This is a genomic window from Streptomyces nigrescens (assembly GCF_027626975.1).
Taxonomy (GTDB): Bacteria; Actinomycetota; Actinomycetes; order Streptomycetales; family Streptomycetaceae; genus Streptomyces; species Streptomyces nigrescens.
Genome location: NZ_CP114203.1, coordinates 9,209,758 through 9,234,432 on the forward strand (window position 1 = coordinate 9,209,758; position 24,675 = coordinate 9,234,432).

Below are 24,675 nucleotides of genomic sequence, written 5' to 3' on the forward strand. Positions count from 1 at the left end.
CGTCGGCGGGGCCCGCCACGAGGCAGGGGCCGACGGCGTCGCCGAGCATCGGACGACCTGCCCGTCAGGCAGGCGTGGAGGCGGCCTCCTCCTGGGTCACGGCCGCTTCGGCTTCCTGGGTTCCGGCGCCGGCCGCCGGGCGGGAGTAGAAGACGCTCCTGCCCTGCTTGCTGCGGTGTGCGAGGCCCTTGGCGACGAGCGAGGTCTCCAGGGTGTTGCGGACGGCGGTCTCCGGCGCGGACTGGTCCGGATGCTGCTGCGTGAGCAGCTTCGTCATCTCCGACACCGTGCGCGGCTGCTCGTCAAGGAGTGCGAGAACGCGGTCGGCGCGGGTGGAGTTCTGACGGCCTGCGGTGGCCCGGGCCGGCTTGGCCTTCCGCGTCTTCTTCTTCGCGCTCTTCGCCACCTTGGCCGGGGGCTTCGACGCCGGCTTGGCCTTCGGCGCCGCGGCCTGCGCCCGTCGTGCCGAGGGCACCGTCACCGGTTTCGTCACCGCGGGTTCGGGCTCCGCCGGCTGCGGTGCGACGACTGCCTTCCGGGAACCGGTTCCGAGGTGCTTCTGGAGGTCCTCCAGCTTCGCCTTGAGTTTCTGCAGCTCGTCGATCTCTTTCGCGATGCTCTCCAGTTTGGCAGCTACCTGCGCAGCGAAATCCGAGTCTGACATGACACAGCCTGCTCTCTATCGCCTGGTCGATCTACGGTTGGCTGGATGTTACTCATCTCTCTCCGCAATTAACCCGGAGTCGCACTTCCTTATCGTCGGGCCCATGGCTCACGTGGTCGGCTCCATCGATCAACTCACCTACCCACATGGGGAGTTCAGGTGTCACATGCGCAGTCTCCGTCGGTCAAGAAATGAGCGGTGAATGAGCCATACGGGACGTCTCCGCGCTCCTGTGGACCGTACGCCCGGGAGCTGAACTCTGTCCGGACGTCACCCCTTTGAGGCTTTCCAACGGTGGACCCGTCGGCTTCCCGGCGGCCGTCCACCGGGGGAGGGGCACCACCTCTCCGGTGCCCGATGACATACGGCTGTGACGGCAGATAACTTGTGTGTATGAAGTGAACTCAGTCTCTTCTTCCTCCGCACATGACCCGGAGGCGGACACGGGTACCGTGTTTGCTTCGTTCGTCGCCGGGGTCACCGCTGATCCGGACGGCACGACCACCGAACTCGTACGCCGCAAGCAGACACTGAGCTGCGCGGAGCACAGCATGTGACCGATGACGCGCTGGACGCGTATCTCAACTTCGCCTACCGGTCGGCGAAAGGGCACTGCGACGGCTTCCCGTACTCCGCGCGATCCTGCGTTCATGGGGGAGCGATCTGGAGCTGCTCCGGCCTGAGGGGCGAGGCGTGCGGTGTGAGGCGGGATATGTGGGATGTGGGCCGCGACCTGCGCTTCTGGTCACCCCGCGTCAACCCTCGGATGGCCGAGCATCATCTGCGCCGCGCCGCCACCGGTAGTAGGACGGATGACGACGGGTGCGGTGCTGGGCGGTGGGAGGAGTGGCTCGGGTTGAACGTCGTCGTCGATCTCAATCGCTGTCAGGGCTATGCGCAGTGCGCGTTCCTCGCCCCCGAGGTGTTCACGATGCATGGCGAGGAGGCCCTGCTGTACCACCCGGTCGTTCCGGACGGGCAGCTGGAACGGGTGCGCCGGGCCGTGGCGGCATGCCCGGTGCAGGCCATCCTCATGGGCGAGGAGGCGGGCGCGGGTGCGCGGTGAAGTACGCGACGGCCGGATCGTCATCGTCGGCGCGTCGCTCGCGGGGCTGCGGGCCGCCGAGACGCTCCGGGAGAAGGGCTTCACCGGCTCGCTGACCCTGGTCGGGGAGGAACCGCAGCCTCCCTACGACCGGCCTCCGCTGTCCAAGCAGGTGCTGCTCGGGAGGGTTCCCGCGGACCGGACCGGGCTGCCGCGGCGCCGTGACGTGGAGGCGCAGTGGAGACTCGGGGTCCGTGCCACCGGACTCGATCCGATCGGGAAGCGGGTCCTTCTCGCCGACGGCGAGGAAGTGCCCTTCGACCGGCTGCTGATCGCCACCGGAACCCGTGCCCGGCCCTGGCCGAACCCGGCCGAGGCCGCCTTGGACGGGGTGTTCACCCTCCGCACCAGCGACGAGGCACGCCGCCTGGCGGAGCGTCTCGACGCCGGACCGCGGCGCGTCCTGGTCATCGGCGCCGGCTTCACCGGTTCGGAGATCGCCTCCGCCTGCCGGGAGCGCGGCCTGGCGGTGACGGTCGCGGAGCGGGGCCCGGCGCCCCTCGTCGGTGCGCTCGGCGGAACCCTGGGCGCGCTCGCCGCGAAGCTGCAGCGCGCGCACGGTGTCGACCTGCGCTGCGGAGTGACGGTCACCGCCCTGGAGGGCGACGGCCGGCTCACCGGCGCACAGTTCTCCGACGGCACACACATCGATGCCGATGTCGCCGTGGTCGCCCTGGGCGCGATCCGCAACACCGAATGGCTGGCCGAATCGGGACTCGCCGCGGGGCCCCGAGGGGTGACCTGCGACGCGGGGTGCCGCGCCTTCGACATGTACGGGATCGTGACCGACGACGTCTTCGCCGCCGGTGATATCGCCCGGTTCCCACACCCGCTCTTCGAGTACCAACTGCTCTCCCTGGAGCACTGGGGCAACGCGGTCGCGCAGGCCGAGGTGGCGGCCCACAACATGGTCAATCCGGGGCCGCGACGGCTCCCGCACCTGACGGTTCCGGCCTTCTGGTCCAGCCAGTTCGGCCTCAACATCAAGTCGGTGGGCGTGCCCACCTTCTCCGACCAGGTGGTCATCGCCCAGGGCTCACTGAAGGACGCCCGGCTGGTCGCCGTCTACGGCTACCGGGGGCGGGTCACCGCGGCCGTGAGCGTCAACCAGGCCAGGTCGCTGGCGTACTACCAGCGGCTGATCGAGACGGCCGCACCGTTTCCGCCCGCGCCGGGGGCCGCCGACCAGATCGAGTCCCCGGTCCCGGTCCCCTCCGACGTACCGGACCCGAAGCTGCTCTCGCACGGTCCGACCGTCGCCCTCACCGGTCATATGCCGGACCGACGCCTGACGGTGGTGCAGCCGGCCCGCTGAGACCACCGCCACTCCATAGCGATGAGGAGCCCCCGCGCATGGCTGCGGACACCCTGTTCCAACGGATCACCGACTACGCCCACCGCGCCGACCCCTATCCGCTCTACGCCGAACTCCGCGAGAGCCGTGTGGCACGGCAGGAGGACGGCAGCTACCTGGTCGGGACCTACCACGAGATCGCCGCACTGCTCCACGATCCACGGGTCAGTTCGGACCGCCGCAACCGCACCGCACCGGACGAGACCGGCATCGGGGAGGAAGGACTCCCGCCGGCCTTCATCGGGCTCGACGACCCCGAACACCACCGGCTGCGGAGCCTGGCCATGTGGTCCTTCGGCCCGCCCCACACGCCCGGCCGGATCGATGCCATGCATGGCGAGATCACCCGCATCGTCAAGGACCTCATCGGCGGCCTGGCGGGCAAGGAACGGATCGACATCGTCGACGACTTCGCCTACCCGCTCCCCGTCACCGTGATCTGCCGCCTCCTGGGCGTACCGATCGAGGACGAGCCGCAGTTCCGCCAGTGGTCGGACGCGATCGTCGCCGGTATCGACCCCAGCCCCGGGGAGGACCCCGCGGAGCGCCAACGCGCCGCCGCAGAGGCCCGGAAGACGATGGCGCTGTATCTGGGAGAGCTCGCCGGGAAGCGCCGTGACCATCCGTCCGGCGACATGCTCTCCGCGTTCGCCACGGGCCACGGCACCGACGGGCAGTTCACCCAGCTCGAAATCATGACCACGTCCGTGCTGCTGCTGATCGCCGGCCATGAGACCACTGTCAACCTCATCACCAACGGCATCCTCACCCTGCTGCGCCACCCCGACCAGCTGGCACGTCTGCGCAGCGACCCCACTCTGATGCCCCTGGCGGTGGAGGAACTGCTGCGCTACGAGCCTCCCGTCCAGATGCTCCCGCAGCGCACCCCACTGGCCGACATCGAGATCTCGGGGCTCACCATCCCCAAGGGCGTGCCCCTCATCCTGATGCTCGCCTCCGGCAATCGTGACCCCGAACGGTTCCGTGACCCCGACCGCTTCGACCCGGCCCGCGAGGACAACCAGCACCTCGGGTTCGGCAGCGGCATCCACAGCTGCTTCGGCGCCCCGCTCGCCCGTCTGGAAGCCCAGATCGCCCTGAACGAACTCATCCAGCACCTCGGCAGTCCCCGCCTGGTCGAGGACCCGCCTCCGTACCGGCGCAGCCCGGTACTGCGCGGCCCCCGCCACCTGCTCGTCGAGCCCGGCTGAGCGGTGTGCGGAAGGGGCGTGTGAAGCATCAGGGGACGGAGCGGGGTGTGCGGCTCGGCCAGGGCGAACGTGGTCCCTCTCCTGGAACGTGCCGGCAACCTGCGCCGTGGCCTCGTCGAGCCGGGCGCGGCGCGCTGGATGGCGGCGAGCGCGAGGCCGAAGTTGCCGATCTGCCCGGCGAGTTGGGCGAGTACGGCGCAGGGGAGGGCACCGGCAGCACGGCGATATTCGGTAGGAGCCGAGTCGTGCACGCTCGTAGCATCGGCCGCGTGATCGACATCCCGGAAGAACTCGTCACCACCCAGAGCAGGTTCAACGGGGCGGCGGGCCGCGACTTCATCGCCGCGCTGCCGGAGCGGGCCGCGGAGTTCCTCGACCGCTGGGGGCTGAAGCTGACCGGACCCTCCCTGAACGGCATGTCCGCGCTCGTCCTGCCGGTCGAACGGGCCGACGGGACCCCGGCCGCACTGAAGATGCAGCTGCTCGACGAGGAGAGCGAAGGGGAGCCGGTCGCCCTGCGCGCCTGGGGCGGCCCCGTGGCCGCGGGGACGCGCTCTCCGGGCGCCCTCCACGGGGCAGCGGCGTCCCGCCCGCCCAGGCGCGGGAGTCCTGATCACGTAGGCTCGACGGATGGCGAAGTATTTCGACGTGCACCCCGAGAATCCTCAGCGGCGCACCATCAGCAATGTGGCCGACAGCATCCGCTCCGGCGCGCTCATCGCATACCCGACGGACTCCTGCTTCGCACTGGGATGCCAGCTCGGCAGTCGCAGCGGCATCGAGCGGATCCGTTCCATCCGGAATCTCGACGACCGTCACCACTTCACCCTCGTGTGCGAGAACTTCTCGCAGCTGGGTCAGTTCGTGCACATCGACAATGACGTGTTCCGCGCGATCAAGGCAGCCACCCCCGGCAGTTACACCTTCATCCTTCCCGCGACGAAGGAGGTACCGCGCCAGCTGCTGCACCCGAAGAAGAAGACGGTCGGCGTGCGGATCCCGGACCATGTCGTCACTCAGGCCCTGCTCGCCGAGCTCGGTGAGCCGCTGCTCTCCAGCACCCTGCTCCTGCCCGACGAGGAGGAGCCGATGACCCAGGGATGGGAGATCAAGGAACGGCTCGACCACGTGGTGGACGCCGTACTCGACTCGGGCGACTGCGGCACCGAGCCGACCACGGTCATCGACTTCTCCGGCGGCGGTGCTGAGATCGTCCGCCGGGGAGCGGGCGACCCCACGCGGTTCGAGTAACCGCTCTCGCTCAGGGTGCCGCACCGGTGACGGCCGGCTACGGGGGGAGTTCGCCGCCCGCCGGGCCGGGCGGGCAGGCATGACCCGCGCGCCCGCGGCCGGCATCGTTCAGGGACAGACGTCAGGAGCGGGGGCGGCGGGGCTGCTCGCCGGTCTCCGCCTTCTTCTCCTTGATCCGCACCGCTTCCTTGCGGACCTCGGCCTGGGTGGCGCGCTCCCGCTGCAGCCACTCGGGGCTCTCGTTCTTCAGGGCGTCGATCTGCTCCGTGGTGAGGGCTTCCGTGACACCGGCGCGGGCGAGACCGGAGATGGAAACGCCCAGCTTCGCCGCGACCACCGGCCGGGGGTGCGGGCCGTTGCGTCGCAGTTCCAGCAGCCACTCGGGCGGATCGGCCTGCAGTGCGTTCAGCTCGGTGCGCGAGACGACACCCTCCTGGAACTCGGTGGGGGTGGCCTCAAGGTACACACCCAGCTTCTTCGCCGCGGTCGCGGGCTTCATCGTCTGGGGGGTCTGGTGCGACTTCATGGTGTCAAGGGTATCGAGCATGTGCGCTACCTCTGACCACGACCGGTAACCTGGCGGCGTGACAAGCTCGGAAGCATCCCCGTCGTTCCGGCTCGCCTATGTCCCGGGAGTGACGCCCACGAAGTGGGTGCGGATCTGGAACGAGCGGCTGCCCGACATCCCACTGAACCTGATCGCGGTGCCCGCCGCCGAAGCCTTTGAGCTGTTGCGGGGCGGTGGCGCCGACGCGGGTTTCGTGCGGCTGCCGGTCGACCGGACGGATCTCGCCGCGATTCCCCTCTACACCGAGACGACCGTGGTCGTGGTGCCGAAGGACCACCTCGTGACGGCGGTCGACGAGGTGGCTGCCGAGGACCTGGCCGACGAGATCGTGCTGCACCCGCTCGACGAGACCCTCGACTGGGAGCACCGGCCGGGACGGCCCGCGAACGAGCGCCCCGCCACGACGGCGGACGCCATCGAGCTGGTGGCGGCAGGGGTGGGACTCCTCGTGGTCCCGCAGTCACTCGCCCGCCTGCACCACCGCAAGGACCTCACCTACCGGCCCCTCACGGACGCCCCCGCGTCGCGCGTCGCGCTGTCCTGGCTCCAGGAAGAGACCACCGACCTGGTGGAGGACTTCATCGGGATCGTCCGCGGGCGGACCGTGAACAGCACACGGGGGCGCGCGCAGGCCCCGGCCCCGGCACAGCCGAAGGCCAAGCGTCCCGAGGCGGGCGGCGCCCGGCGGAAGCCCGCGGCAGGCAAGGCAGGAGGAAAGCCGGCCGGCAAGAGTCCGCGTAGCGGTTCCGGCGGCGCCAAGAGCGCCAGACGCGGCAAGCCTCGCCGCCGCTCGTAGCTCCGGCACCGCGCCTCCCCAACAGCTCTCGGTGCGCAGGGGCCGCCGCTCGGCGCCTCACTCGTCCGCGTCTGTCTCGTCGGTCTCGTCGGTCTCGTCGAGCGTGCGGATCGCCGCAGCGGTTTCGATACCGTCGTCGTGCAGCAGATGCCGCATGCGGGTGATGTCGACGTAGGCGTCGTCGAGGGGATACGGGATCAGGCGCGAGAGCGCGGTGCAGTACTTGGCGATCGAGGATGTGCCGGGGATGAATATCGACAGTTCGTCCCGGGCCTCGAAGAGCTGCACCTCGATGTCGCCGGGCAGGGCCGCGAGGGCGTCCTCGTCCGCCGTGACGGGAACCTTCACCAGCCAGCACGGCCCCTCGCCGGAGAAGGTCTGCCTCTTCTGCTCAGGGGTCTCGCAGGCCAGGGTGCGCCAAGGAGGCCCCGACACAACGGCTCCGCAGGACTCCACGGTCTTGACCACGTCCTGAACGGTGGCGGTGACGGCGGCATCGGACTCATCCCATTCGCACTGGTTGCGCCCGGCTGACGTGCCGGGCACCAGCTTCGACACCACAGTCATCTCGGGTGTGTGGCGCCGGCGCACCTCCGGCCACGAGTCGAAGAACCTCCGCGCGTCCCTGATCGCCTCGTCCTGAGCCTGCCGCTGCCGCTCTACCTCCGCAGTGTGCTGCCGCAACAGGGCCGGGGTCGCGTCCGGCTCGTCGAGAGCACGCCGGACGAGCTTGACGCTCATTCCCGTGCCGCGCAGGACGGTGATCAGCATGGCCTGTTCGGCCTGCTCCAGCAGGTACGAGCGGTAGCCGGTCTGCTCGTCGACGTGGGCCGGGACGAGCAGACCCTCGGAGTGGTAGTACCGCAGCGTCTGTGGCGGCAGCTGGCACATTTCGCTGAATTCGCTGATCGACAACATGACGCCATGGTCGCCCTTACAGCAACTACAAGGTCAAGCGTCGGCATCAGCCGCCGATCACCAGGTGAACGAGACATCCCTCAGGCGGGACAGCGTCGTGGGCTCCGTGTGCCCGGCGAAAGTCGGTGGATCGGGCGCTGAGGGCGTTGCGATCATGGGAGGGTCCGGTTCGCGCGGTGTGAGAGAAAGCTGATGTGTGATGCCTGCTGTTCCTGCTGATCCGACCGTGGTGCACCCGATGCCCGAGCAGCCGCGTGTGGTGCTGCTGAAGCCCTTGGTGACCTCGCCGCTGATCGAGGTCGGGGAGTTCTCCTACTACGACGACCCGGACGATCCGACGGCGTTCGAGACCCGCAATGTGCTCTATCACTACGGGCCGGAGAAGCTGGTCATCGGGAAGTTCTGTGCGCTGGGCGAGGGGGTGCGGTTCGTCATGAACGGCGCCAACCACCGTATGGACGGCCCTTCCACGTTCCCCTTCCCCATCATGGGTGGCTCCTGGGCCGAACACTTCGAGCTGATCACCGGCCTGCCCGGGCGGGGCGACACCGTCGTCGGCAACGATGTCTGGTTCGGCTACCGCGCCATGGTGATGCCGGGCGTCCGCATCGGCCATGGCGCGGTGATCGCGTCCGGGTCCGTGGTCGTCGACGATGTCCCGGACTACGGGATCGTCGGCGGGAACCCGGCCCGGCTGATCCGTCGCCGCTTCGACGACGCGGACATCGCCCGCCTCCTGGCGCTGGCTTGGTGGGACTGGCCGGTCGAGCACCTCACCGAGCACCTCCCGACGGTCATGTCCGGCAGCGTCGATGCTCTTGAGGCGGTGGCTCCGGGGAAGAAATAGCGTCGTCGGCGCCCGGGCTCGTGCTGTGTGATTGTCCGGGAGTGGGCGGGGTGCAGTGGGTGAACTCCCCACGGATGAACGGTACTTGTTCTGCCGACGGGGCCGCCGGTAGCTTCCCGACGTCGACATCGTGATCACTGGAGGGGGCAGTGTGGACTGGGGGACGCCGGCGGCGACGCTGGGTGGTGGCGGTATCGCCATCTCCGGCACCGTGCTCGCCGATTACCTGCGGCATCGGCACGAACGCGACCGTGGTGCCGAGGCGCGGCGGCGGGCGGTGTACATCGAGTTCATCAGTGCCGCCGGGTGGGGCGAATGGGACGGCAAGGATCGCTGTGCGCTCTGTGAAGAGGCGGGCGCGGGCGGAGGGTGAAGGCCGGGCGGGCGACGGTGCAGGCCCGGCCCTGTGGCGCGGGCCGGGCCGTCCGCACTCACCCGACGAGGCTCATGGGGTGGGCAGTCCGGGCCCCGTGCAGTGCACGTCGGCGCGCGGCACGGTTCCGTCGGTCAGATAGGCCGCGGCCGCCCCGTCCACACAGCCGTTGCCCCGGCTGGCGAACACCCCGTGCGAGTAGTCGTCGTGGAGGGAGACCAGACGGGAGCCGGGCAGCCGTCGCTGCAGTGCCCGGGCGCCTTCGATGGGGGTGACGGGGTCGTGCTCGGAAGCGATCAGCAGGACCGGTGGTGCGTCCGGGCTGCCGAGCGGCGTACTGTGCGCGGGCCGGTGGTGCCAGTAGGCGCACACCGAGGCCTCCATCCCGGTGAGCACCGGCTGCGGGTCGAGCCGCCGCATCCGCCGGATGTCGGCGACCACGCGGGCAGGCGAGGGCGCCGGTCCGTCCGCGCACTTGACCGTGCGGTTGGCGGCTTCATACGCACGTGACGCGGGGCCGTCGAAGGGCTCCGCCGGGCGCAGCGGGCCGGTGGTGCCGTCGCGCAGATAGGTCCGCAGGCCGTCGGCGAGGCCCGCCCAGCGTTCGGTGCGGCCCAGCGCCCGGTACACGGCGCGGTCGAACTCCGCCGCCCCGAAGCCGTCCACGGGGCGCTCGGCGAGACCGTCCCGCACCCGCTGGTACGCGGTGCGTACCGCCGTCCCGTCGGCACCGAGCCCGAAGCGCTTCTCGTGCCGGGCCGCCCAGGCGAAGAACACCGCCCGCTGGCGCACCATGGCCCGGCTCTGGAGAAGATCGAAGTCGTACCACTCCTCGGGGCCGACGACGCTGTCCAGCACCATCCGGCCCACCCGCTGCGGGAATTGGGCGGCATAGGCGGCCCCGAGATAGCTGCCGTAGGAGACGCCGAGATAGCCGATCCGGCGCTCACCGAGCGCCTCCCGTATGGCGTCCATGTCCCGGGCGGTCTCGGTGGTCGACAGATGCGGCAGCGCGTCCTTGACGTGCTGGGCGCAGTCGTCGGCGGTCCGCCGCAGTCCGTCGAGGTATTTCTGCTCGGCCGCCCGCCCCGTCGGCACCGGGTCCTGGCCCGGGCTGTCGAAGAGACCGCCCATCGGGCCACAGTCCGCGGGCGCGCTCGCGCCGGTGCCGCGCGGGTCGAAGCCGATCACGTCGTACGAACGCCGCACCTGCTCCGGCAGTTTGGCGCGCTTGGTCACCGCGTAGGGGAGTCCCGACCCGCCGGGCCCGCCCGGGTTGACCAGCAGGACGCCACGCCGGTCGGAGGCCGGTCCGGAGGCGCGGACCCGGGACACGGCGATGTCGAGGTGCTGGCCGTCCGGGTGGCTCCGGTCCAGCGGGACGCTCAGCCGGCCGCACTCGACCCGCTCGGGGGCGGGCGGGGTCGGTACGGAGTCCGGACAGGCGCCGAAGTGGAGAGCCGGTGGCGGGGGAGCGGCGGGAGCGGGGGCGGCCGGGAGTAGGGCGGCGGTGGCCGTCAGGGCGCAGAGCAGGCCCGTGCGGCGTACGGCAGGAATCACAGGTCTCGCATTCGGGAGTGCGGCGGAGGGTGCCGCAGGACTTGGTGGTGAAAATGATTATCGTTTACAGTGTGGCCCGGTCAAGCCGGACGGCCCTCGCCAAGGGGCCGCCGCTCCGTCAAGTACCGCCGCAACAAGGCCCGAACAACGCTGCGAAGAAGGGACACCGTGGCTCATCTGCTGATGGTCGAGAGCTGGGTCGGAGCGATGAGCAGGCTGCTCCCGCGTGCGATCCGTGAGGGCGGACACGAGTTCACCTTCCTCACCCGCGACCTGCACCACTACCTGCGCTCCGCGCCCGAGGGCGCCGCTCATCCGCTGCTCGGCGCCCGCAATGTGCTGACCGCCGACACCAACGACCTCGAAACGCTGCTGCCGTACATCGAGCGGCTGCACTCCGCGCTCGGCTTCGACGGTGTGATCACCTCCTGCGACTACTACCTTCCGGCCGTCGCGCGGATCGCCGGCCACCTCGGACTGCCCGGCCCGGCACCCGAAGCGGTCGAGAGCGCCTGCCGCAAGGACGCGACCCGGCAGGTGCTCGCCGCCGCCGGGCTCCCCGGGCCGCGCTTCGCGGTCTGCGCGGACCGGTCCGAAGCCGCCGCCGCGGCGGCCGAGATCGGCTATCCGCTGGTGCTCAAGCCCGTCGACCTGTGCGCGGGCATGTTCGTCCGGCGCGTGGACGACGAAGCCGAGCTGGCCCGCGCCTACCGCGCGCTCGACGGCTTCCCCGTCAACGCCCGCGGCCAGCGCCGGGCGCCCGTGGTCCTCCTCGAAGAACTGCTGCACGGACCCGAAGTCAGCGTCGAGACCGTCACGTTCGACGGCACCACCCAGGTGGTCGGGGTGACCGACAAGAGCGTCGGCGGGGCGCCGGCCTTCATCGAGACCGGCCATATGTTCCCCGCCGCGCTCCCGGCGGCCGATACGGCGGCGGCCGGTGAGACGGCCCGCCAGGCGATCGAGGCACTCGGACTCGACGGCGTCGTGGCGCACACCGAGATCAAGCTGACGCCCGACGGACCGCGTCTGATCGAGGTCAACCCCCGCCCCGCGGGCAACCGCATCACCGAACTGATCCGCCATGTCACCGGTGTCGACATCGCCGCCGCCGCGGTGGACGTGGCGATAGGACAGCGCCCCGATCTGTGCATACGGGACACCGGGCTGCGCAGCGCCGCGATCGGCTTCCTCGTCCCGCAGTCCACGGGCGTGCTGGAGGAGATCGACGGCGCGGACCTCGTGCGGAAGGCGCCGGGCGTGCTCGAAGTCCAGCTCGCCGACCCCGGCAAGCCGGTCAAGGCGGCCGGCAGCAACAACGAGTACCTGGGGCATGTCATGGCCGGCGACGCCGAGGGCCCGGCAGCGCGCCGATACGTCGAAGCGCTGCTGTCCGAGCTGCGCCCGCGGGTGGTGAACCGATGACCACCCCCACCACCCACCTCCCCGCCTCCGCCGCTTCGTACGACGACCTCGTGACCCGTGTCCTCAGCGGGGACTTCGGGCCCGACCCGCGTACCCAGAAGGTCGCCGTCGCCTTCAGCACCCGGCAGGCCGTACGCCACGAGGGCCGCAGCGGCGGCTACCGCAACGAAGTGCTGAGCCTGCGGCTGGCCGCTGCGGTCGGCTCCTGCGCGGTGGAGCCCGGTGAGCTGCCGGACGCCGCGATCGAGGACTGCGTCGGCGCGGACCTGGCCCGCCTCCTGGCGCACGAGCTGCGCCCGGTGCGGGTGGCCGCCCTCGACACCTATCTGATGCACGTCCTCCCGCACACGCCCGCGAACGGCGCACGGCCCTGGTCGCTGCCGGCCGGGTCGTCCCTGCGGAAGTCCCGGGCCAGGGCACGGGCCGTCGCCGGACTGGTCGACGCCGCGCCGGGCTCCCGGGTGCTCGTGGTCGGCGTGGTCAACTCGCTGCTGGAGGCGCTCCGTGAGCGCGAGCTGTCGTATGTGCCCTGCGACCTCAAGGGCGGTACGACGGAGTGGGGCGAGCCGGTCCGCACCGATGCGCTCGCCGAGCTGGCGGACTGCGACGCGGTGCTCGCCTCCGGGATGACGCTGGGCAACGGCAGCTTCGAACCGCTGCGGGAGCACGCACTGCGCCATGGCAAGCCCCTGGTGATGTTCGCCCAGACCGGCAGCGCGGTGCTGCCGCGCTTCCTCGGCTCCGGGGTGAGCGCGGTGTGTGCGGAGCCGTACCCGTTCTTCTGGCTCGACGGCGGACCGGGCCTCGTCCACCGCTACCGCGACGAGGCATCCGGAGCCGCCCGGTGACCACGGCCGTCCGGCAACCGACCGGCAACCGCGCGCTCCTCGGCCTGCTCGGCCGCACTCCGCTCGCCCGGGTCACCGCCGACCTCCCCTGCCCGCACCCCGGCTTCTGGGCCAAGCTCGAAGGGCTCGGGGCGGGCGGCATGAAGGCACGGGCCGCCGTGTCCATGCTGCTCGGCGCCAGGGAGCGCGGCCAACTGCGGCCCGGCGCCCCCGTCGTGGAGTCCACCTCCGGCACACTCGGCATCGGTCTGGCCTTCGCCGGCCAGGCACTCGGCCATCCGGTCGTGCTGGTCGGCGACACCGAGCTGGAGCCGTCCATGCGCCAGCTGCTGCGGACCCACGGGGTCCGGCTCGAACTCGTCGACCGCCCGGCGGCCGACGGCGGCTGGCAGGCGGCCCGGCTGGCCCGGCTGCGGCAGCTGCTCGCCGAGCTGCCCGGCGCGTACTGGCCCGACCAGTACAACAACCCCGACAATGTCGCCGGTTACGCCTCCCTCGCCGCCGAAATGGCAGCCGAACTCGACCATCTCGACGTCCTGGTGTGCAGCGTCGGCACCGGCGGCCACAGCGCGGGCGTCGTCGGCCCGCTGCGCCGGCACTGGCCGCACCTGCGGCTGATCGGTGTGGACGCCACCGGCTCGACGATCTTCGGCCAGCCCGCCAGGGCCCGGCTGATGCGGGGCCTCGGCAGCAGCATCCATCCACGCAATGTCGCCTACGACGCCTTCGACGAGGTGCACTGGGTCGGCCCGGCCGAGTCCGCCGACGCCTGCCGCAGGCTCGCCACCGGCAACTTCGTCAGCGGCGGCTGGAGCACCGGCGCCGTCGCCCTGGTCTCCGCATGGGCCGCGCGGGTACACCCAGGGGCCGTGGTCGCCACCGTCTTCCCCGACGGTCCTCAGCGCTACCTCAACAGCGTCTACGACGACGACTTCGCCACCGCCCACGGCCTGGACCTGGCCACGGCCGCCACCCGCCCGGTCGAGATCCCGCATCCGACGGCCGCGGAGGCGACCGGATGGACCCGGTGCGGGACGGTCGCCGACCCGCTCGCGCCCCCGGCCGCGGGGAGCGGACGCCCGCACGCCCCGCCCACCGCCGCGCACCACCCCGCCCACCCCACCACCTGGGAAGAAGCCCCGTGAAGGTCAGCCAGCGCACCGTACGACTCGAACTCACCGAGCCGCTGCGGATATCCCGCTCCACGATGGCGGCCCGCGACGCCGTATGGCTCGCCATCGAGCACCAAGGCCACAGCGGCTACGGAGAAGCCGTCACCAGCACGTACTACGGCCTGGACGCCGCCACCCTCGGCCGGCTGCTGCACGAGGCCGCGCGGGAACTCGCCCGCTGCGCCACCCCCGAGAGCGCCCTCGACGCCCTGCGCGCGGGCGACCTGCCCGCGCCCGGCACGCCCCCGGCGGTGACCGCGGCCGTGGAGTCCGCGCTGCTCGATCTCGTCGGGAAGCGCGCCGGCCTGCCCGTGCATCAGCTGCTCGGCGCATCGGAAGCGCCGAGCGCCGCCACCGCCCGCACCATCGGCATCACCTCGTGCCGTGCGGCCGCGGAGCAGGCGGGCCGGCTGACCCGGCTCGGCTTCTCCGTCATCAAGATCAAGGCCGGTGCCCCGGACCCCGAGGACGACCTCGACCGCGTACTGGCGGTACGCAACGCCGCACCGCACGCCCGGCTGCTGCTCGACCCCAACGGCGCCTGGAGCCCCGCCCTGGCCGACGCCCTGCTGCCCCGCTACGCCGGCCTCGGCATCGAGGCGGTGGAGCAGCCGCTCGCCCCCGGCGACCCCGAGGCACTGGCCGCACTCGCCGCACGTTCGCCGCTGCCGGTCATCGCCGACGAGGACGCGGTCGGCTTCGAGGACGCCCAGCGGCTGGCCGGGCGGGTGCACGGCATCAACGTCAAGCTCGCCAAGTGCGGTGGGGTCACCGCGGCGCTGCGCATCGCCGACCTGCTCGCCGGCAGCGGCACCGAGCTGATGCTCGGCTGCCTCACCGCCAGCACCCTCGGCCTCGCCCCCGCCGTCCACCTCGCCGACCGCGCCCGATGGACGGACCTGGACGGCCACTTGCTGCTCGCCCACGACCCCTGGACCGGTATCGGCGGCACGGACGGCACCGTACGCGCCGGCCGGGAACCGGGCCTCGGCGTCCGTCCGGCCCACGGCGCACCGCCACCGGACGGGGAGACAGCGGGCCAAGAGACACCGGACCAGGAAACAGTGGTCCAGGAGACGCCGGAGCCGGTCCGCGGCGGGGAGGCGGACCGGTGAAGACCTGGCACGAGATGCGCCGCTTCCCGTTCGCCATCCGGCTGCTGCTGATCAACCAGCTCGGCGTCAACACCGGCTTCTATCTGCTCATTCCCTACCTCGCCGTGCACCTCGGCGAAGACCTCGGAATGTCCGCCGCGGTCGTCGGGATCATCCTCGGCGTCCGCAACCTGAGCCAGCAGGGCCTGTTCCTCATCGGCGGTTCGGCCGCCGACCGGCTGGGCGCACGCGGTGTCATCATCGCCGGCTGCGCGCTGCGGACCGTCGGCTTCGGCCTCTTCGCGCTCGGCGACGGCCTGGCCGTCCTCCTCGCGGCGTCCGTGCTCTCCGGGCTGGCCGGGGCGCTGTTCAACCCCGCCGTACGGGCCTACCTCGCGCAGGAGGCGGGCCCGCGCAAGGCCGAGGCGTTCGCGCTCTTCAACGTCTTCGCGACCACCGGCGCCCTGATCGGGCCGCTGCTCGGCAGCGCCCTGCTGCTGGTCGACTTCCGGGTCTCCGCGCTCACCGCCGCCGCGATCTTCGCCCTGCTCACCGTCGCCCAGGCCGTGGTGCTGCCCGCATCCAAGGTCGCCCCGGCGGCCAACAGCGTCCTCGGCGACTGGCGCGAGGTCCTCGGCAACCGTGTCTTCCTGGCCTTCGCGCTGGCCATGGTGGGCATGTTCACCATGCAGAACCAGCTGTATCTGCTGCTGCCCGACGGCGCCCGGCGGGCCACCGGCTGGGACGGCGCTGCCGGTCTGGTGTTCCTCATCGGCACCGTCGCCAACCTCGCGCTCCAGATGCGGATCACCCGCGCCCTCAAGGAGCGCGGGGACCGGGCGCGGTGGATCAGCGCCGGGCTCGGCCTGATGGGCCTCGGCTTCGTCCCGCCGATGGCCGTCGCAGCCCTGGGACCGCCGTCCGGCGGCCCCGGCGAAGCCGCGCTGCGCGCACTGCCCGTACTGGCCGGGGCGCTGCTGCTCTACCTCGGTGTCATGGTCGCCCAGCCGTTCGTGATGGAGCTGATCCCCGCCTTCGGCCGCGCCGAACTCACCGGCACCTACTTCGGACTGTTCTACGTGGTCTCCGGCATCGCCGCGGCGGCGGGCAACACCGTCGTCGGCTGGGCCATGGATACCGGTGAGCACACCCGTATGCAGTGGCTGCCGTGGGCCTGCTGCCTGGTCTTCGGGCTGGTCTCCGCGGCGGGTGTCGCCTGGCTGCACCGGCTGCGCGGTCTGCCGGGGCAGGCAACCGACCCCGCACCGGCCACCGCGGCGCCCACGACGGCGGGGAAGGCCTGACCACACCCATGGAAACGGATATGACCAGCGAAAACCTGCTGACCGACAACCCGGAGCTCTACGAGGCCCGCTTCCCCGACACCGAACGGCTCGCCGGCCGCTGGGCCGAGGACTGCCTGCGCCGGTACGGCGCGGGACACCGCGTCCTGGACCTCGGCTGCGGCACCGGAAGGGACGCCGCCCATCTGCACGGGGCGGGCCGCACCGTCGTCGGCGCCGACCTCTCCGCCGCGATGCTGGCCCATGCCCGCACGCAGCACCCCGGACCGGACTACGTACAAGCCGACCTGCGCGACTTCGACCTCCGCCAAGGCCCCTTCGACGCCATCGTCTGCCTGGACAGCGCCCTGCTCTACTGCCACACCAACGCCGAACTCGACGGCTTCCTCGCCTCCTGCCGGCGCGGCCTCACGCCCGGCGGGCTGCTCGTGGCCGAGATGCGCAACGGCGCCTTCTTCCTCGGCCGGACGGAACTGCTCGACGCCCCGGCCGTCAACGACTTCACCTGGCGCGGCACCGCCTACACCTCCACCACCACGCTGTACATCGACCGCGCCGCCCAACTCCTGCGCCGCACCCGCATCTGGACCACCGACGACGGCTCCCCGCCCCACGAGCAGCGCTCCGCATGGCGACTGCTCTTCCCCCAGGAGCTGCGCCATGCCCTCGCCGCGCACGGCTTCGAGGTCCTCGACCTGCACGACGGGCCGGGGCCGCGGACGGACCCGGCCTGGCACGAGGGCGCCGGGCCGGGCGAGTCCGCCGACGGGGACCGGCTCCACCTCGTCGCCCGGCTGACCCGCCACGACTGACGGCCGCCCGGCCTCCCCTTCCACCCACCCGCGCACAGCAAGGAAACCGCCATGTACGAAGGTCCCGTCAACGACCCCCGCTTCCCCGGCCTGCGCCGCCGCGGCTTCCTCGCCGCGGCCGGCGGGGCGGCCGGCCTCGGCGCGCTCGCGCTCGCCGGCTGCACGAGCCCCTCCGGGGGCGCCGCTGACGGCGGCGGCAAGCCCCGGCGCGGCGGGAAGCTGCGTGCCGCCTTCGCCGGCGGCGGTGCGAGCGAGACCCTCGACCCGCACCTGGCCAACCTCTTCGCCGACGCCGCCCGCGCCAAGGCCCTCTTCGACAAGCTCGCCGACTTCGGCGCCGATCTCGCCGCCGAGCCGCGGCTGGCCGCGTCCTGGGAGCCGAACTCCACCCTGGACCGCTGGACGGTGAAGCTGCGCAAGGCGTCCTTCCACAACGGCAAGCCGGTCACCGCCCGCGATGTCCTCTACAGCTTCCGCCGCATCGCCGACCCCAAGAAGGCGTTCCGCGCCAAGGCCTCCCTGGAGCCCCTCGACCTCAAGGCGAGCCGCGCCGTCGACGAGCGCACCGTCGAGTTCGCGCTGAAGCGCCCGACCGCCGAATTCCCCAACCTGCTGGCCGCGTTCGGCGCCTATATCGTCCCCGACGGCGCGACGGACTTCGACACGAAGCCGGTCGGCAGCGGCCCCTTCCGCTTCGTCTCCTTCACGCCGGGACGCTCCGCCGTCTTCCGGCGCAACGACGACTACTGGGACGGCGCGCCCTACCTGGAGCAGCTGGAATTCCTGGTGGCCAACGAGGAGTCCGCACGCGTCAACTCCCTGCTGGGCGGCCAGGTCGAGTACGCCCACGAGCTGTCGCCGACGACCGCCCGCGCACACGAGGGCAAGGGGCAGATCGAGATCGTCCGGCTGCGCAACAGCGCCATGCAGGCGTTCGCGATGAAGACCGACCGGGCGCCGTTCGACGACAAGCGGGTGCGCGAGGCGTTCTTCCTCCTCGCCGACCGCAAGGAACTGGTCGACGGTGCGCTCTCCGGCGCCGGCGAGATCGGCAACGACCTGTTCGGCAAGGGGTACGAGTACTACGCGGACGGTCTGCCGCAGCGCGAGCAGGACCTGGACCGGGCCCGCCACCTGCTGAAGAAGGCCGGCGCCGACGGACTCCGGGTCACCCTGGACACCTCCGCCGTCGCCGCCGGATTCACCGAGGCCGCCGCCATCTTCCGTGACCAGGCCGCCAAGGCCGGAGTGCGGGTGAAGGTGGCGATGGGCAGCAAGGACAGCTACTGGCAGGACACCCTCGAATCCGGAACGCTGTGCTGCTACCGCTCCGGCGCGATGCCCATCGAGTCGCACTTCTCCCAGCGCCTGCTGTCCGACTCCACCACCAACGCCACCAAGTGGCACCACAAGGACTTCGACGCGCTCTACCAGCAGGCCCAGTCCACCAAGGACAAGAAGGACCGGGCCGCCGTGTACGCGCGCATGCAGCGCCGGCTGTACGCCGAGGGCGGCTTCCTGGTCTGGGGCTTCGCCGACTGGATCCTGGGCACCGCCCGCACGGTCCGCGGCGTGGCACACAAGGCCCCCGCCAACACGCTCGACTGGGCCCGCTTCGACAAGGTGTGGCTCGCGTGAACGGTCTGCGGTCATGGCTGGCCCGGCGGCTGCTGCTCGGCGCCGGGCAGACCGTCGCCGTCGTGCTGCTCGTCTTCGCCCTCACCGAGGCGCTGCCCGGCGACGCCGCGGTGGCGCTCGCCGGCGACCAGCCCGACCCCGCCCGGATCGCGGCTATCCGGGAGACCATGCACCTGGACCGGCCCGCCCACGAACGCCTCGCGTCATGGACGGCCGGGCTGCTGCACGGCGACCTCGGCACCTCGCTCACCTCGGGCCGCCCGGTCAGCTCCTACCTCGCCGACGGCTTCGGACCGACCCTGCTGCTCGCCGCGCTCACCCTGCTCCTGCTGGTGCCGCTGGCGGGCGGCCTCGGAGTCCTGGCCGCCCGCCACGAAGGACGGCTCGTGGACCGCCTCATCAGCTCGGTGACCCTGGGGGTGTACGCGGTACCGGAGTTCGCCTTCGGGGTGCTGCTGGTGACGGTCTTCGCACTGCGTCTGGACTGGCTGCCGCCGACCGCCGTCGGCTACGGCGACGATCTGCTCGCCCATCCCGCGGCGCTGGTGCTGCCCGTACTGGTGCTGCTGTCCCGTCCGGTGTGCTCGCTGGCGCGGCTGGTGCGGGCGGGGATGATCGATGCGCTGGCCTCGCCGTACGTCGCACAGGCCCGCCGCTACGGCATCCCCGGCGCGCGCATCCGCTATACGCACGCCCTCCCCAACGCCCTTGCGCCCGCCGCCCAGCAGCTCGCCCGCACGGTCGACTGGCTGCTGTGCGGTGTCATCGTCGTGGAGGCTCTCTTCGTGATTCCCGGACTCGGAACGGTCCTGATCAATGCCGTGGCGGAACGCGATGTCCCCGTCATCCAGGGGCTGGCGGTCGTCTTCGGCTGCACCGCCGTCGTCCTCAACCTCGGTGCGGACCTGGCCACTTACCGTCTGGTGCCCCGGACGGGGGTGGCGGCGTGAGTCCCCGTACGGCATCCGGTCCGGGCCGCTTCACCTTCGCCCTGCTGGTCATCGTCGTCCCGCTGCTCCTCGCCCTGTTCGGGCCGCTGTTCGCCGGGGAGCCCGGACCACGGGCCCCGTCGTTCACCGTCGGCGGCGGACACTGGGCCGGCACGGACTTCGTCGGCCGGGACGTCTGGCAGCAGGTGCTGCTCGGCGGCCGCCCGGTGGTCCTGGCCGCCCTCGCGGCGACGGCGCTCGCGTACGCGGTGGCGCTCCCGCTGGGCCTCATCGGGGCGCTGACCCACCGCCGTTGGCTGGAAGAGCTGCTGATGCGGCCGCTGGACGTACTGCTCGCCGTGCCGTCGCTGCTGATCATTCTGCTGGTGGCGGCGGTCCTGACGCCCGGCGCCGGCGGCCTCGCGCTGCTGGTGGCCCTGGTCAATATCCCGGACGCCGTCCGCGCGGTCCGGGCCGCCACCGCCGAAGCGGCCGCCCGGCCCGCGGTCGAGGCGCTGCGGATGCAGGGCGAGACCTGGTGGCGGACGGCCGTGGGGTACGTCGGCCGGTCGGCCCTGCGCACCCTCGCCGCCGACGTCGGGGTCCGGCTCACCGGTGTGCTGTACCTGGTCGCCACGGCAGCCTTCCTCGGCGTCGGCGCCGAACCGGACGCCGCCGACTGGGCGGTGATGGTCGACCGCAACCGGACGGGCATGTTCGTCCAGCCCTGGGCCGTCGTGCTGCCCGCCGTACTGATCATGGCGTTGACCATGGGCACCAACCTGCTCTTCGACGCCGCCCTCACCCGCCGCGACCGAACGCCGGGACGGGACCGTGCACCCCGGCCCGTCCGCACCCCTGCACCGCTGCCCGCCGACGGCACGCCCTCCGGGACCGGGCGAGACGAGAAGAGCGACCCGTGCATATGAACCAGCCCACCGAGGCCCAGGACCAGGCCGCCGAGGCCCGGGACCAAGCCGCTCGGGTCCAGGACCTGCGCGTCGACATCGAGGGCCGGGCTCTCGTCGACGGAGTGAGTCTGCGGGTGCCACCCGGCCGGATCACCGCCCTGATCGGAGCCTCCGGCAGCGGCAAGACCACCACCGGGCTCGCCCTGCTCAACGAATACCCGCCCGGCGCCAGGGTGACCGGCCAGGTGCACACCCCCGACACCCTCGTCGGCTACGTACCGCAGCACCCCGCCACGGTGCTCAACCCCGCCCGGCCGGTCGCCGCCCTCCTCCAGGACATCGCTCGCACCCACGTAAGCCATCTGCCCCGCCGTGCCCGCCGGTCCGAGATCCGGCACCGCATCCTGCGCGCGCTCGCGCAGGCCCAGCTCCACGACGGCGAAACCCTGCTGGACCGCTACCCCCACCAGCTCTCCGGCGGCCAACAGCAACGCGTCGTCCTGGCCCAGGCCCTGCTGACCGGCGCCCGCACCCTCATCGCGGACGAACCGACCACCGGCCAGGACGCCGTGACGAAGCAGCAGATCGCCGACCAACTGGCCGCCGTGGCCCGGGAGGGCATCGCGGTGCTGCTCCTGAGCCACGACCTGGAGGTCGTCCGTGCCCTGGCCCACGACGTCCATGTCCTGCGCGCCGGCCGCATCGTGGAATCCGGCCCGCCGGAACAGCTCTGGAGCAGCCCTCAGCACTCGTGGACCCGGGAACTCCTCACCACTGCTGCCCCCGCCGAGCCGTCGGACGGCCCGCTCGCCCCGAGCACGGACGCCGGGACACCGGCCGGCGACACCACCCCCCGGCCGGCTGCCGCCGAGGCGGTACTCCAGGTGCGGAGCCTCACCGCCCGCCACGGCAGGTCCACCGTCCTGCACACCCCCGATCTGCCTCTCCCGCCCGGCTGTTCGGCCGTCGTGGGCCGCTCCGGCAGCGGCAAGACCACTCTCGCCCGCTGTCTGGCCGGTCTCCACCGGAGCTACGACGGCGAGGTCCTGCTGGACGGCGTCGCCCTGCCCCGCAGCCTCCGCGACCGCACACGCGAGCAACTGGCCGCGGTCCAGTACGTCTTCCAGGACGCCCGAGCCGCCTTCGACGAACACCGCCCGGTCCTCGGCCAGGTGATGCGCAGCGCCATCCGTCTGCGCCGGGTCCCGCGGCCCGAGGCCCTGGCCGAGGCCGAGCGCACCCTGAGCACCCTCGGGCTCTCCGGTGACCTCGTACGCCGCCGGCCCGCACAGCTCTCCGGCGGTGAACTCCAGCGCGCCGCCCTGGCCCGCGCCCTGCTGGCCCGCCCCCGGGTCCTGATCTGCGATGAGATCACCTCCGGCCAGGACTCCGTCACCCGCCGGAACCTCCGCACACTCCTCGCGGACCTCGTACGGACCCACCCGGAGATGTCCCTGGTCCTCATCACCCACGACCGCGACACCGCGACCCTGGCCACCCGTATCGCCGTCCTCGACGACGGCCACCTCGTCGAACAAGGCCCGACCGGCCAACTGCTCACCGCCCCCCGACACCCCCTCACCGCCGCATTGCTGCAGCCGGAACCGGAGGTCAGCGCCGCGTCTCCACAGTGATCACCGGCTCTCCTCCCGTCCGATCGCGGCCCTACTCCCCGGGCGGCACGTCCACCAGCCGCAGCGGCAGCGACTTCAGACCATGGATGAAGTTCGACACGAGCCTCCGCGGCGGACCGGCGACCGCCAGAGCGGGCAGCAGGCGGCAGGTCTCCTCGTACAACACCCGCAACTGCAGCCGGGCGAGGTGTGCCCCCAGGCAGACATGCGGACCGTCGCCGAAAGAGACATGGGGATTTGCGGACCGGGCGAGATCCAGCCGGTGCGGGGCGGTGAAGACCCGCTCGTCGAAATTTGCCGAACCGTGGAAGACCACCACCTTGTCGCCGGCGCGAAGGGAGCGGCCGGCCATTTCGGTGTCGTGGGCCACGGTACGGCGGAAGCTGAGCACCGGCGGATGCCAGCGCAGCAGCTCTTCCACCGCTGTCGCCGCCCCCACGGCGCCGGCGCACAGCCGGCGGTACGCGTCCGGGTGGCGGGCCAGCGCCAGCAGTCCGCCGGGGGCCGCGCTGCGTACGGTGTCATTGCCCGCGATGGTCAGCAGGAAGAAGAACATCTCCAGCTCGGGCGTGGCCAGTTCGGGGTCCGAGGCGAGCACCGTCATCACATCGTCGTCCGGATACCGCCGCTTGTGGGCCGCCAGCTCCCGCGCGAAGCCGAACATGTCCTGGAGCATCGCCGGGGAGCGTGGATTGGCGGGCCGCCCGTCCGGGCCGGATGCGGACGGGCCTGATTCGTCCGGGTCCTGGTAGCCGATGACACGCCGGGTCCAGTCCAGGAGCAGCCCGCGCTCGGCGGCCGGCACACCGAGCAGATCGGCGAGGTTGAGCAGCGCGAAGTCATCGGTGACCGCGGTGACCAGGTCACACACCCCGTTCCCGGCGCGTGCCGTGGCGACCGCCGCCGTCAGCAGACCACGCGCCCGCTCGCGTACGACGGTGCCGAAGCGGTCGACCTGGCGAGGGGTGAAGGCACGGCTGACCGAACGGCGCAGCCGCCCGTGGTCCGGGGGATCCTGATTGAGCATCATGCGCCGGATGAACGGCAGGTCGGCAGGGTCGGGGTCCCGGATCTGGGTGGCGCCCAGGTGCGAGGAGAAGGTGCGGGCGTCCTTCAGGACCCGTACGACGTCCTCGTGCCGGGTGACCGCCCAGAAACCCGGCCCGGCGGGCCAGCCCAGCACCTCGTGCTCCTCCTGCCAGGCCACCGGATACCGGTCACGCAAGAGCCGGTACGCCGCGTGCGGCAGCCCGTCGGCGTACCCGCGCGGGTCGAAGACGTCCGGCACCTCCCGGTCCGCGGCACCGGCTGCGGGCACGGTCATCCGGCCGCCGTTCCGCCCTCGTCGGCGCGCAGGAAGTCCTCGACGGCCCGGATCAGTTCCAGTGGCGTCTCGTCCATGGCGTAGTGCCCTGCCGAGGGCAGCTCGACCAGCTCACTGCGGGTGTACCACTGCATCCAGGTCTGACGTGTCAGCTCGGCGTTCAGCGCGGGATCCAGCGTGCCGGTCACCGCCAGCGCGGGCACCGCCGAGCCCTCGACCTCGGCCGCGAATCCCTCCCCGGACCAGGAGTCCAGCCAGGAACGGAACGCCTTCGGATCGCTGCACTCCAGTGACCGCCGCACCATCCGGTCCAGCCAGGCGGCCGGACGCTGCCCGCCGGTGGTGAGGTCGATGATGGCGCGCCGGTTCTCCGGGGTGTGGGCCGCGGAGGAGAACAGTTCCCACTGCTGCGGCGGCAGCGGCAGACCGGAGGCGGGGACCGGCGAGATGCCGACCATCCGGCGCACCCGTCGCGGCGCCGCGGCCAGCACCCGCTGGACGACGCTCGCGCCCATCGAATGGCCGATCAACGAGAACCGGTCCCAGCCCAGACGGTTGGCGAGCGCCAGCACATCGGCCGCCCCCTCGCCGGTGGTGTACGCACCGGCCGCGTCCTTCGCCTCTCCGTAGCCACGGAGATCGACCAGCGCGTACTGGAACGCGTCCCGGTCGAGATCCGCCCTGACCGGGTCGAAGGCGGACCGGTCGGCGAACCACCCGTGCACAGCGATGACCTTGTGCGATCCCGCGCCGTGCAAGGCATGGGGCAGTACGAAGGAAGCCACGCTCACTCCAACCGTGTGACGGAACCTGCCGACGGTGACGGCCGCCGGCCGGGCACGACCACACTGGCCGTAACCTCCCTGCCCTGCAAGAGCGCCACGGGACCGGTGACCCAGGGGGAGCAGGTTCACCCTGAACCGCGCAGGACCGCCGC

Annotated in this window: 23 protein-coding genes; 17 read left to right on the forward strand and 6 right to left on the reverse strand. The window is 71.9% G+C overall.

What is annotated here, in order from left to right:
• Positions 1 to 64 precede the first annotated feature (64 nt).
• Complete coding sequence (locus STRNI_RS39785) at positions 65 to 664, reverse strand: hypothetical protein (RefSeq protein WP_109886643.1); 600 nt, start codon at positions 662 to 664, stop codon at positions 65 to 67.
• An 856-nt stretch (positions 665 to 1,520) separates the two neighbouring features.
• Here STRNI_RS39785 and STRNI_RS39790 point away from each other — a divergent pair.
• From STRNI_RS39790 to STRNI_RS39810, 4 genes are all read left to right on the forward strand, one after another.
• Positions 1,521 to 1,730 carry a ferredoxin gene (locus STRNI_RS39790; RefSeq protein ID WP_277413386.1) on the forward strand — a complete coding sequence of 70 codons (210 nt, stop codon included), beginning with the start codon at positions 1,521 to 1,523 and terminating at the stop codon, positions 1,728 to 1,730.
• Entirely contained in the window at positions 1,720 to 3,084 is a 1,365-nt protein-coding gene (locus STRNI_RS39795) for an NAD(P)/FAD-dependent oxidoreductase (RefSeq protein WP_159491860.1), read from the forward strand. The genes STRNI_RS39790 and STRNI_RS39795 overlap by 11 nt, the downstream gene beginning before the upstream one ends.
• A gap of 38 nt (positions 3,085 to 3,122) precedes the next feature.
• Positions 3,123 to 4,334, forward strand: a complete 1,212-nt coding sequence (locus STRNI_RS39800) for a cytochrome P450 (RefSeq protein ID WP_277413055.1) — start codon at positions 3,123 to 3,125, stop codon at positions 4,332 to 4,334.
• Between the two features lie 630 nt (positions 4,335 to 4,964).
• The gene (locus STRNI_RS39810) at positions 4,965 to 5,585 is read left to right on the forward strand and encodes an L-threonylcarbamoyladenylate synthase (protein WP_093636010.1); all 621 of its coding nucleotides are present in this window, start codon (positions 4,965 to 4,967) and stop codon (positions 5,583 to 5,585) included.
• 121 nt (positions 5,586 to 5,706) lie between these two features.
• Here STRNI_RS39810 and STRNI_RS39815 read toward each other — a convergent pair whose 3' ends face one another.
• Positions 5,707 to 6,111: a DUF5997 family protein gene (locus STRNI_RS39815; RefSeq protein WP_093636489.1), complete on the reverse strand. Its 405-nt coding sequence runs from the start codon at positions 6,109 to 6,111 to the stop codon at positions 5,707 to 5,709.
• Positions 6,112 to 6,169: 58 nt separating this feature from the next.
• On the opposite strand from STRNI_RS39815, the gene STRNI_RS39820 reads away from it, so the two are divergent.
• Positions 6,170 to 6,949, forward strand: a complete 780-nt coding sequence (locus tag STRNI_RS39820; RefSeq protein ID WP_274732852.1) for a LysR substrate-binding domain-containing protein — start codon at positions 6,170 to 6,172, stop codon at positions 6,947 to 6,949.
• 57 nt (positions 6,950 to 7,006) lie between these two features.
• Here STRNI_RS39820 and STRNI_RS39825 read toward each other — a convergent pair whose 3' ends face one another.
• Positions 7,007 to 7,867 (reverse strand): MerR family transcriptional regulator, encoded by an 861-nt coding sequence (locus tag STRNI_RS39825; RefSeq protein ID WP_277413056.1) that lies wholly within the window; start codon positions 7,865 to 7,867, stop codon positions 7,007 to 7,009.
• A 199-nt stretch (positions 7,868 to 8,066) separates the two neighbouring features.
• On the opposite strand from STRNI_RS39825, the gene STRNI_RS39830 reads away from it, so the two are divergent.
• Both STRNI_RS39830 and STRNI_RS39835 read left to right on the forward strand, forming a co-directional pair.
• A complete protein-coding gene (locus tag STRNI_RS39830) occupies positions 8,067 to 8,714 on the forward strand; it encodes a CatB-related O-acetyltransferase (protein WP_148588036.1) in 648 nt (215 codons plus the stop codon).
• A 151-nt stretch (positions 8,715 to 8,865) separates the two neighbouring features.
• Positions 8,866 to 9,087 carry a hypothetical protein gene (locus tag STRNI_RS39835; protein WP_237538026.1) on the forward strand — a complete coding sequence of 74 codons (222 nt, stop codon included), beginning with the start codon at positions 8,866 to 8,868 and terminating at the stop codon, positions 9,085 to 9,087.
• A gap of 72 nt (positions 9,088 to 9,159) precedes the next feature.
• Here the strand turns inward: STRNI_RS39835 and STRNI_RS39840 are convergent, their stop codons facing one another.
• Positions 9,160 to 10,647: an alpha/beta hydrolase gene (locus STRNI_RS39840; RefSeq protein WP_277413057.1), complete on the reverse strand. Its 1,488-nt coding sequence runs from the start codon at positions 10,645 to 10,647 to the stop codon at positions 9,160 to 9,162.
• Positions 10,648 to 10,815: 168 nt separating this feature from the next.
• On the opposite strand from STRNI_RS39840, the gene STRNI_RS39845 reads away from it, so the two are divergent.
• Genes STRNI_RS39845 through STRNI_RS39890 form a run of 10 tightly spaced genes read left to right on the forward strand, consistent with a single transcriptional unit; the run spans position 10,816 to position 22,414 of the window.
• Entirely contained in the window at positions 10,816 to 12,072 is a 1,257-nt protein-coding gene (locus STRNI_RS39845) for an ATP-grasp domain-containing protein (protein ID WP_277413058.1), read from the forward strand.
• Positions 12,069 to 12,920 carry a Rossmann-like domain-containing protein gene (locus STRNI_RS39850; protein ID WP_159491870.1) on the forward strand — a complete coding sequence of 284 codons (852 nt, stop codon included), beginning with the start codon at positions 12,069 to 12,071 and terminating at the stop codon, positions 12,918 to 12,920. The genes STRNI_RS39845 and STRNI_RS39850 overlap by 4 nt, the downstream gene beginning before the upstream one ends.
• A complete protein-coding gene (locus STRNI_RS39855) occupies positions 12,917 to 14,065 on the forward strand; it encodes a PLP-dependent cysteine synthase family protein (protein ID WP_269777528.1) in 1,149 nt (382 codons plus the stop codon). Before STRNI_RS39850 ends, STRNI_RS39855 begins: the two co-directional genes overlap by 4 nt.
• Positions 14,062 to 15,207: a mandelate racemase/muconate lactonizing enzyme family protein gene (locus STRNI_RS39860; protein WP_277413059.1), complete on the forward strand. Its 1,146-nt coding sequence runs from the start codon at positions 14,062 to 14,064 to the stop codon at positions 15,205 to 15,207. The genes STRNI_RS39855 and STRNI_RS39860 overlap by 4 nt, the downstream gene beginning before the upstream one ends.
• Positions 15,204 to 16,490: an MFS transporter gene (locus STRNI_RS39865; protein WP_277413060.1), complete on the forward strand. Its 1,287-nt coding sequence runs from the start codon at positions 15,204 to 15,206 to the stop codon at positions 16,488 to 16,490. Before STRNI_RS39860 ends, STRNI_RS39865 begins: the two co-directional genes overlap by 4 nt.
• 20 nt (positions 16,491 to 16,510) lie before the next feature.
• The gene (locus STRNI_RS39870; RefSeq protein WP_277413061.1) at positions 16,511 to 17,302 is read left to right on the forward strand and encodes a class I SAM-dependent DNA methyltransferase; all 792 of its coding nucleotides are present in this window, start codon (positions 16,511 to 16,513) and stop codon (positions 17,300 to 17,302) included.
• Positions 17,303 to 17,353: 51 nt separating this feature from the next.
• On the forward strand, positions 17,354 to 18,940 hold the full coding sequence (locus tag STRNI_RS39875) for an ABC transporter substrate-binding protein (protein ID WP_274732835.1): 1,587 nt from the start codon (positions 17,354 to 17,356) through the stop codon (positions 18,938 to 18,940).
• On the forward strand, positions 18,937 to 19,890 hold the full coding sequence (locus tag STRNI_RS39880) for an ABC transporter permease (protein ID WP_277413062.1): 954 nt from the start codon (positions 18,937 to 18,939) through the stop codon (positions 19,888 to 19,890). The genes STRNI_RS39875 and STRNI_RS39880 overlap by 4 nt, the downstream gene beginning before the upstream one ends.
• A complete protein-coding gene (locus tag STRNI_RS39885) occupies positions 19,887 to 20,798 on the forward strand; it encodes an ABC transporter permease (RefSeq protein WP_159491880.1) in 912 nt (303 codons plus the stop codon). Before STRNI_RS39880 ends, STRNI_RS39885 begins: the two co-directional genes overlap by 4 nt.
• A complete protein-coding gene (locus tag STRNI_RS39890) occupies positions 20,795 to 22,414 on the forward strand; it encodes an ABC transporter ATP-binding protein (RefSeq protein WP_277413063.1) in 1,620 nt (539 codons plus the stop codon). The genes STRNI_RS39885 and STRNI_RS39890 overlap by 4 nt, the downstream gene beginning before the upstream one ends.
• A 31-nt stretch (positions 22,415 to 22,445) precedes the next feature.
• Here STRNI_RS39890 and STRNI_RS39895 read toward each other — a convergent pair whose 3' ends face one another.
• Positions 22,446 to 23,738: a cytochrome P450 gene (locus tag STRNI_RS39895; protein ID WP_277413064.1), complete on the reverse strand. Its 1,293-nt coding sequence runs from the start codon at positions 23,736 to 23,738 to the stop codon at positions 22,446 to 22,448.
• Positions 23,735 to 24,523, reverse strand: a complete 789-nt coding sequence (locus tag STRNI_RS39900; protein ID WP_148590845.1) for an alpha/beta fold hydrolase — start codon at positions 24,521 to 24,523, stop codon at positions 23,735 to 23,737. The genes STRNI_RS39895 and STRNI_RS39900 overlap by 4 nt, the downstream gene beginning before the upstream one ends.
• Positions 24,524 to 24,675: the final 152 nt, after the last annotated feature.

What these genes read in the sequence shown, in the direction of transcription:
- STRNI_RS39810 (WP_093636010.1), top strand. Translation starts at nt 4,965, where the DNA reads ATGGCGAAGTATTTCGACGTGCACCCCGAGAATCCTCAGCGGCGCACC.
- STRNI_RS39850 (WP_159491870.1), top strand. Translation starts at nt 12,069, where the DNA reads ATGACCACCCCCACCACCCACCTCCCCGCCTCCGCCGCTTCGTACGAC.
- STRNI_RS39815 (WP_093636489.1), bottom strand. Translation starts at nt 6,111, where the DNA reads ATGAAGTCGCACCAGACCCCCCAGACGATGAAGCCCGCGACCGCGGCG.
- STRNI_RS39785 (WP_109886643.1), bottom strand. Translation starts at nt 664, where the DNA reads ATGTCAGACTCGGATTTCGCTGCGCAGGTAGCTGCCAAACTGGAGAGC.
- STRNI_RS39830 (WP_148588036.1), top strand. Translation starts at nt 8,067, where the DNA reads ATGCCTGCTGTTCCTGCTGATCCGACCGTGGTGCACCCGATGCCCGAG.
- STRNI_RS39875 (WP_274732835.1), top strand. Translation starts at nt 17,354, where the DNA reads ATGTACGAAGGTCCCGTCAACGACCCCCGCTTCCCCGGCCTGCGCCGC.
- STRNI_RS39870 (WP_277413061.1), top strand. Translation starts at nt 16,511, where the DNA reads ATGACCAGCGAAAACCTGCTGACCGACAACCCGGAGCTCTACGAGGCC.
- STRNI_RS39895 (WP_277413064.1), bottom strand. Translation starts at nt 23,738, where the DNA reads ATGACCGTGCCCGCAGCCGGTGCCGCGGACCGGGAGGTGCCGGACGTC.
- STRNI_RS39800 (WP_277413055.1), top strand. Translation starts at nt 3,123, where the DNA reads ATGGCTGCGGACACCCTGTTCCAACGGATCACCGACTACGCCCACCGC.
- STRNI_RS39890 (WP_277413063.1), top strand. Translation starts at nt 20,795, where the DNA reads ATGAACCAGCCCACCGAGGCCCAGGACCAGGCCGCCGAGGCCCGGGAC.
- STRNI_RS39825 (WP_277413056.1), bottom strand. Translation starts at nt 7,867, where the DNA reads ATGTTGTCGATCAGCGAATTCAGCGAAATGTGCCAGCTGCCGCCACAG.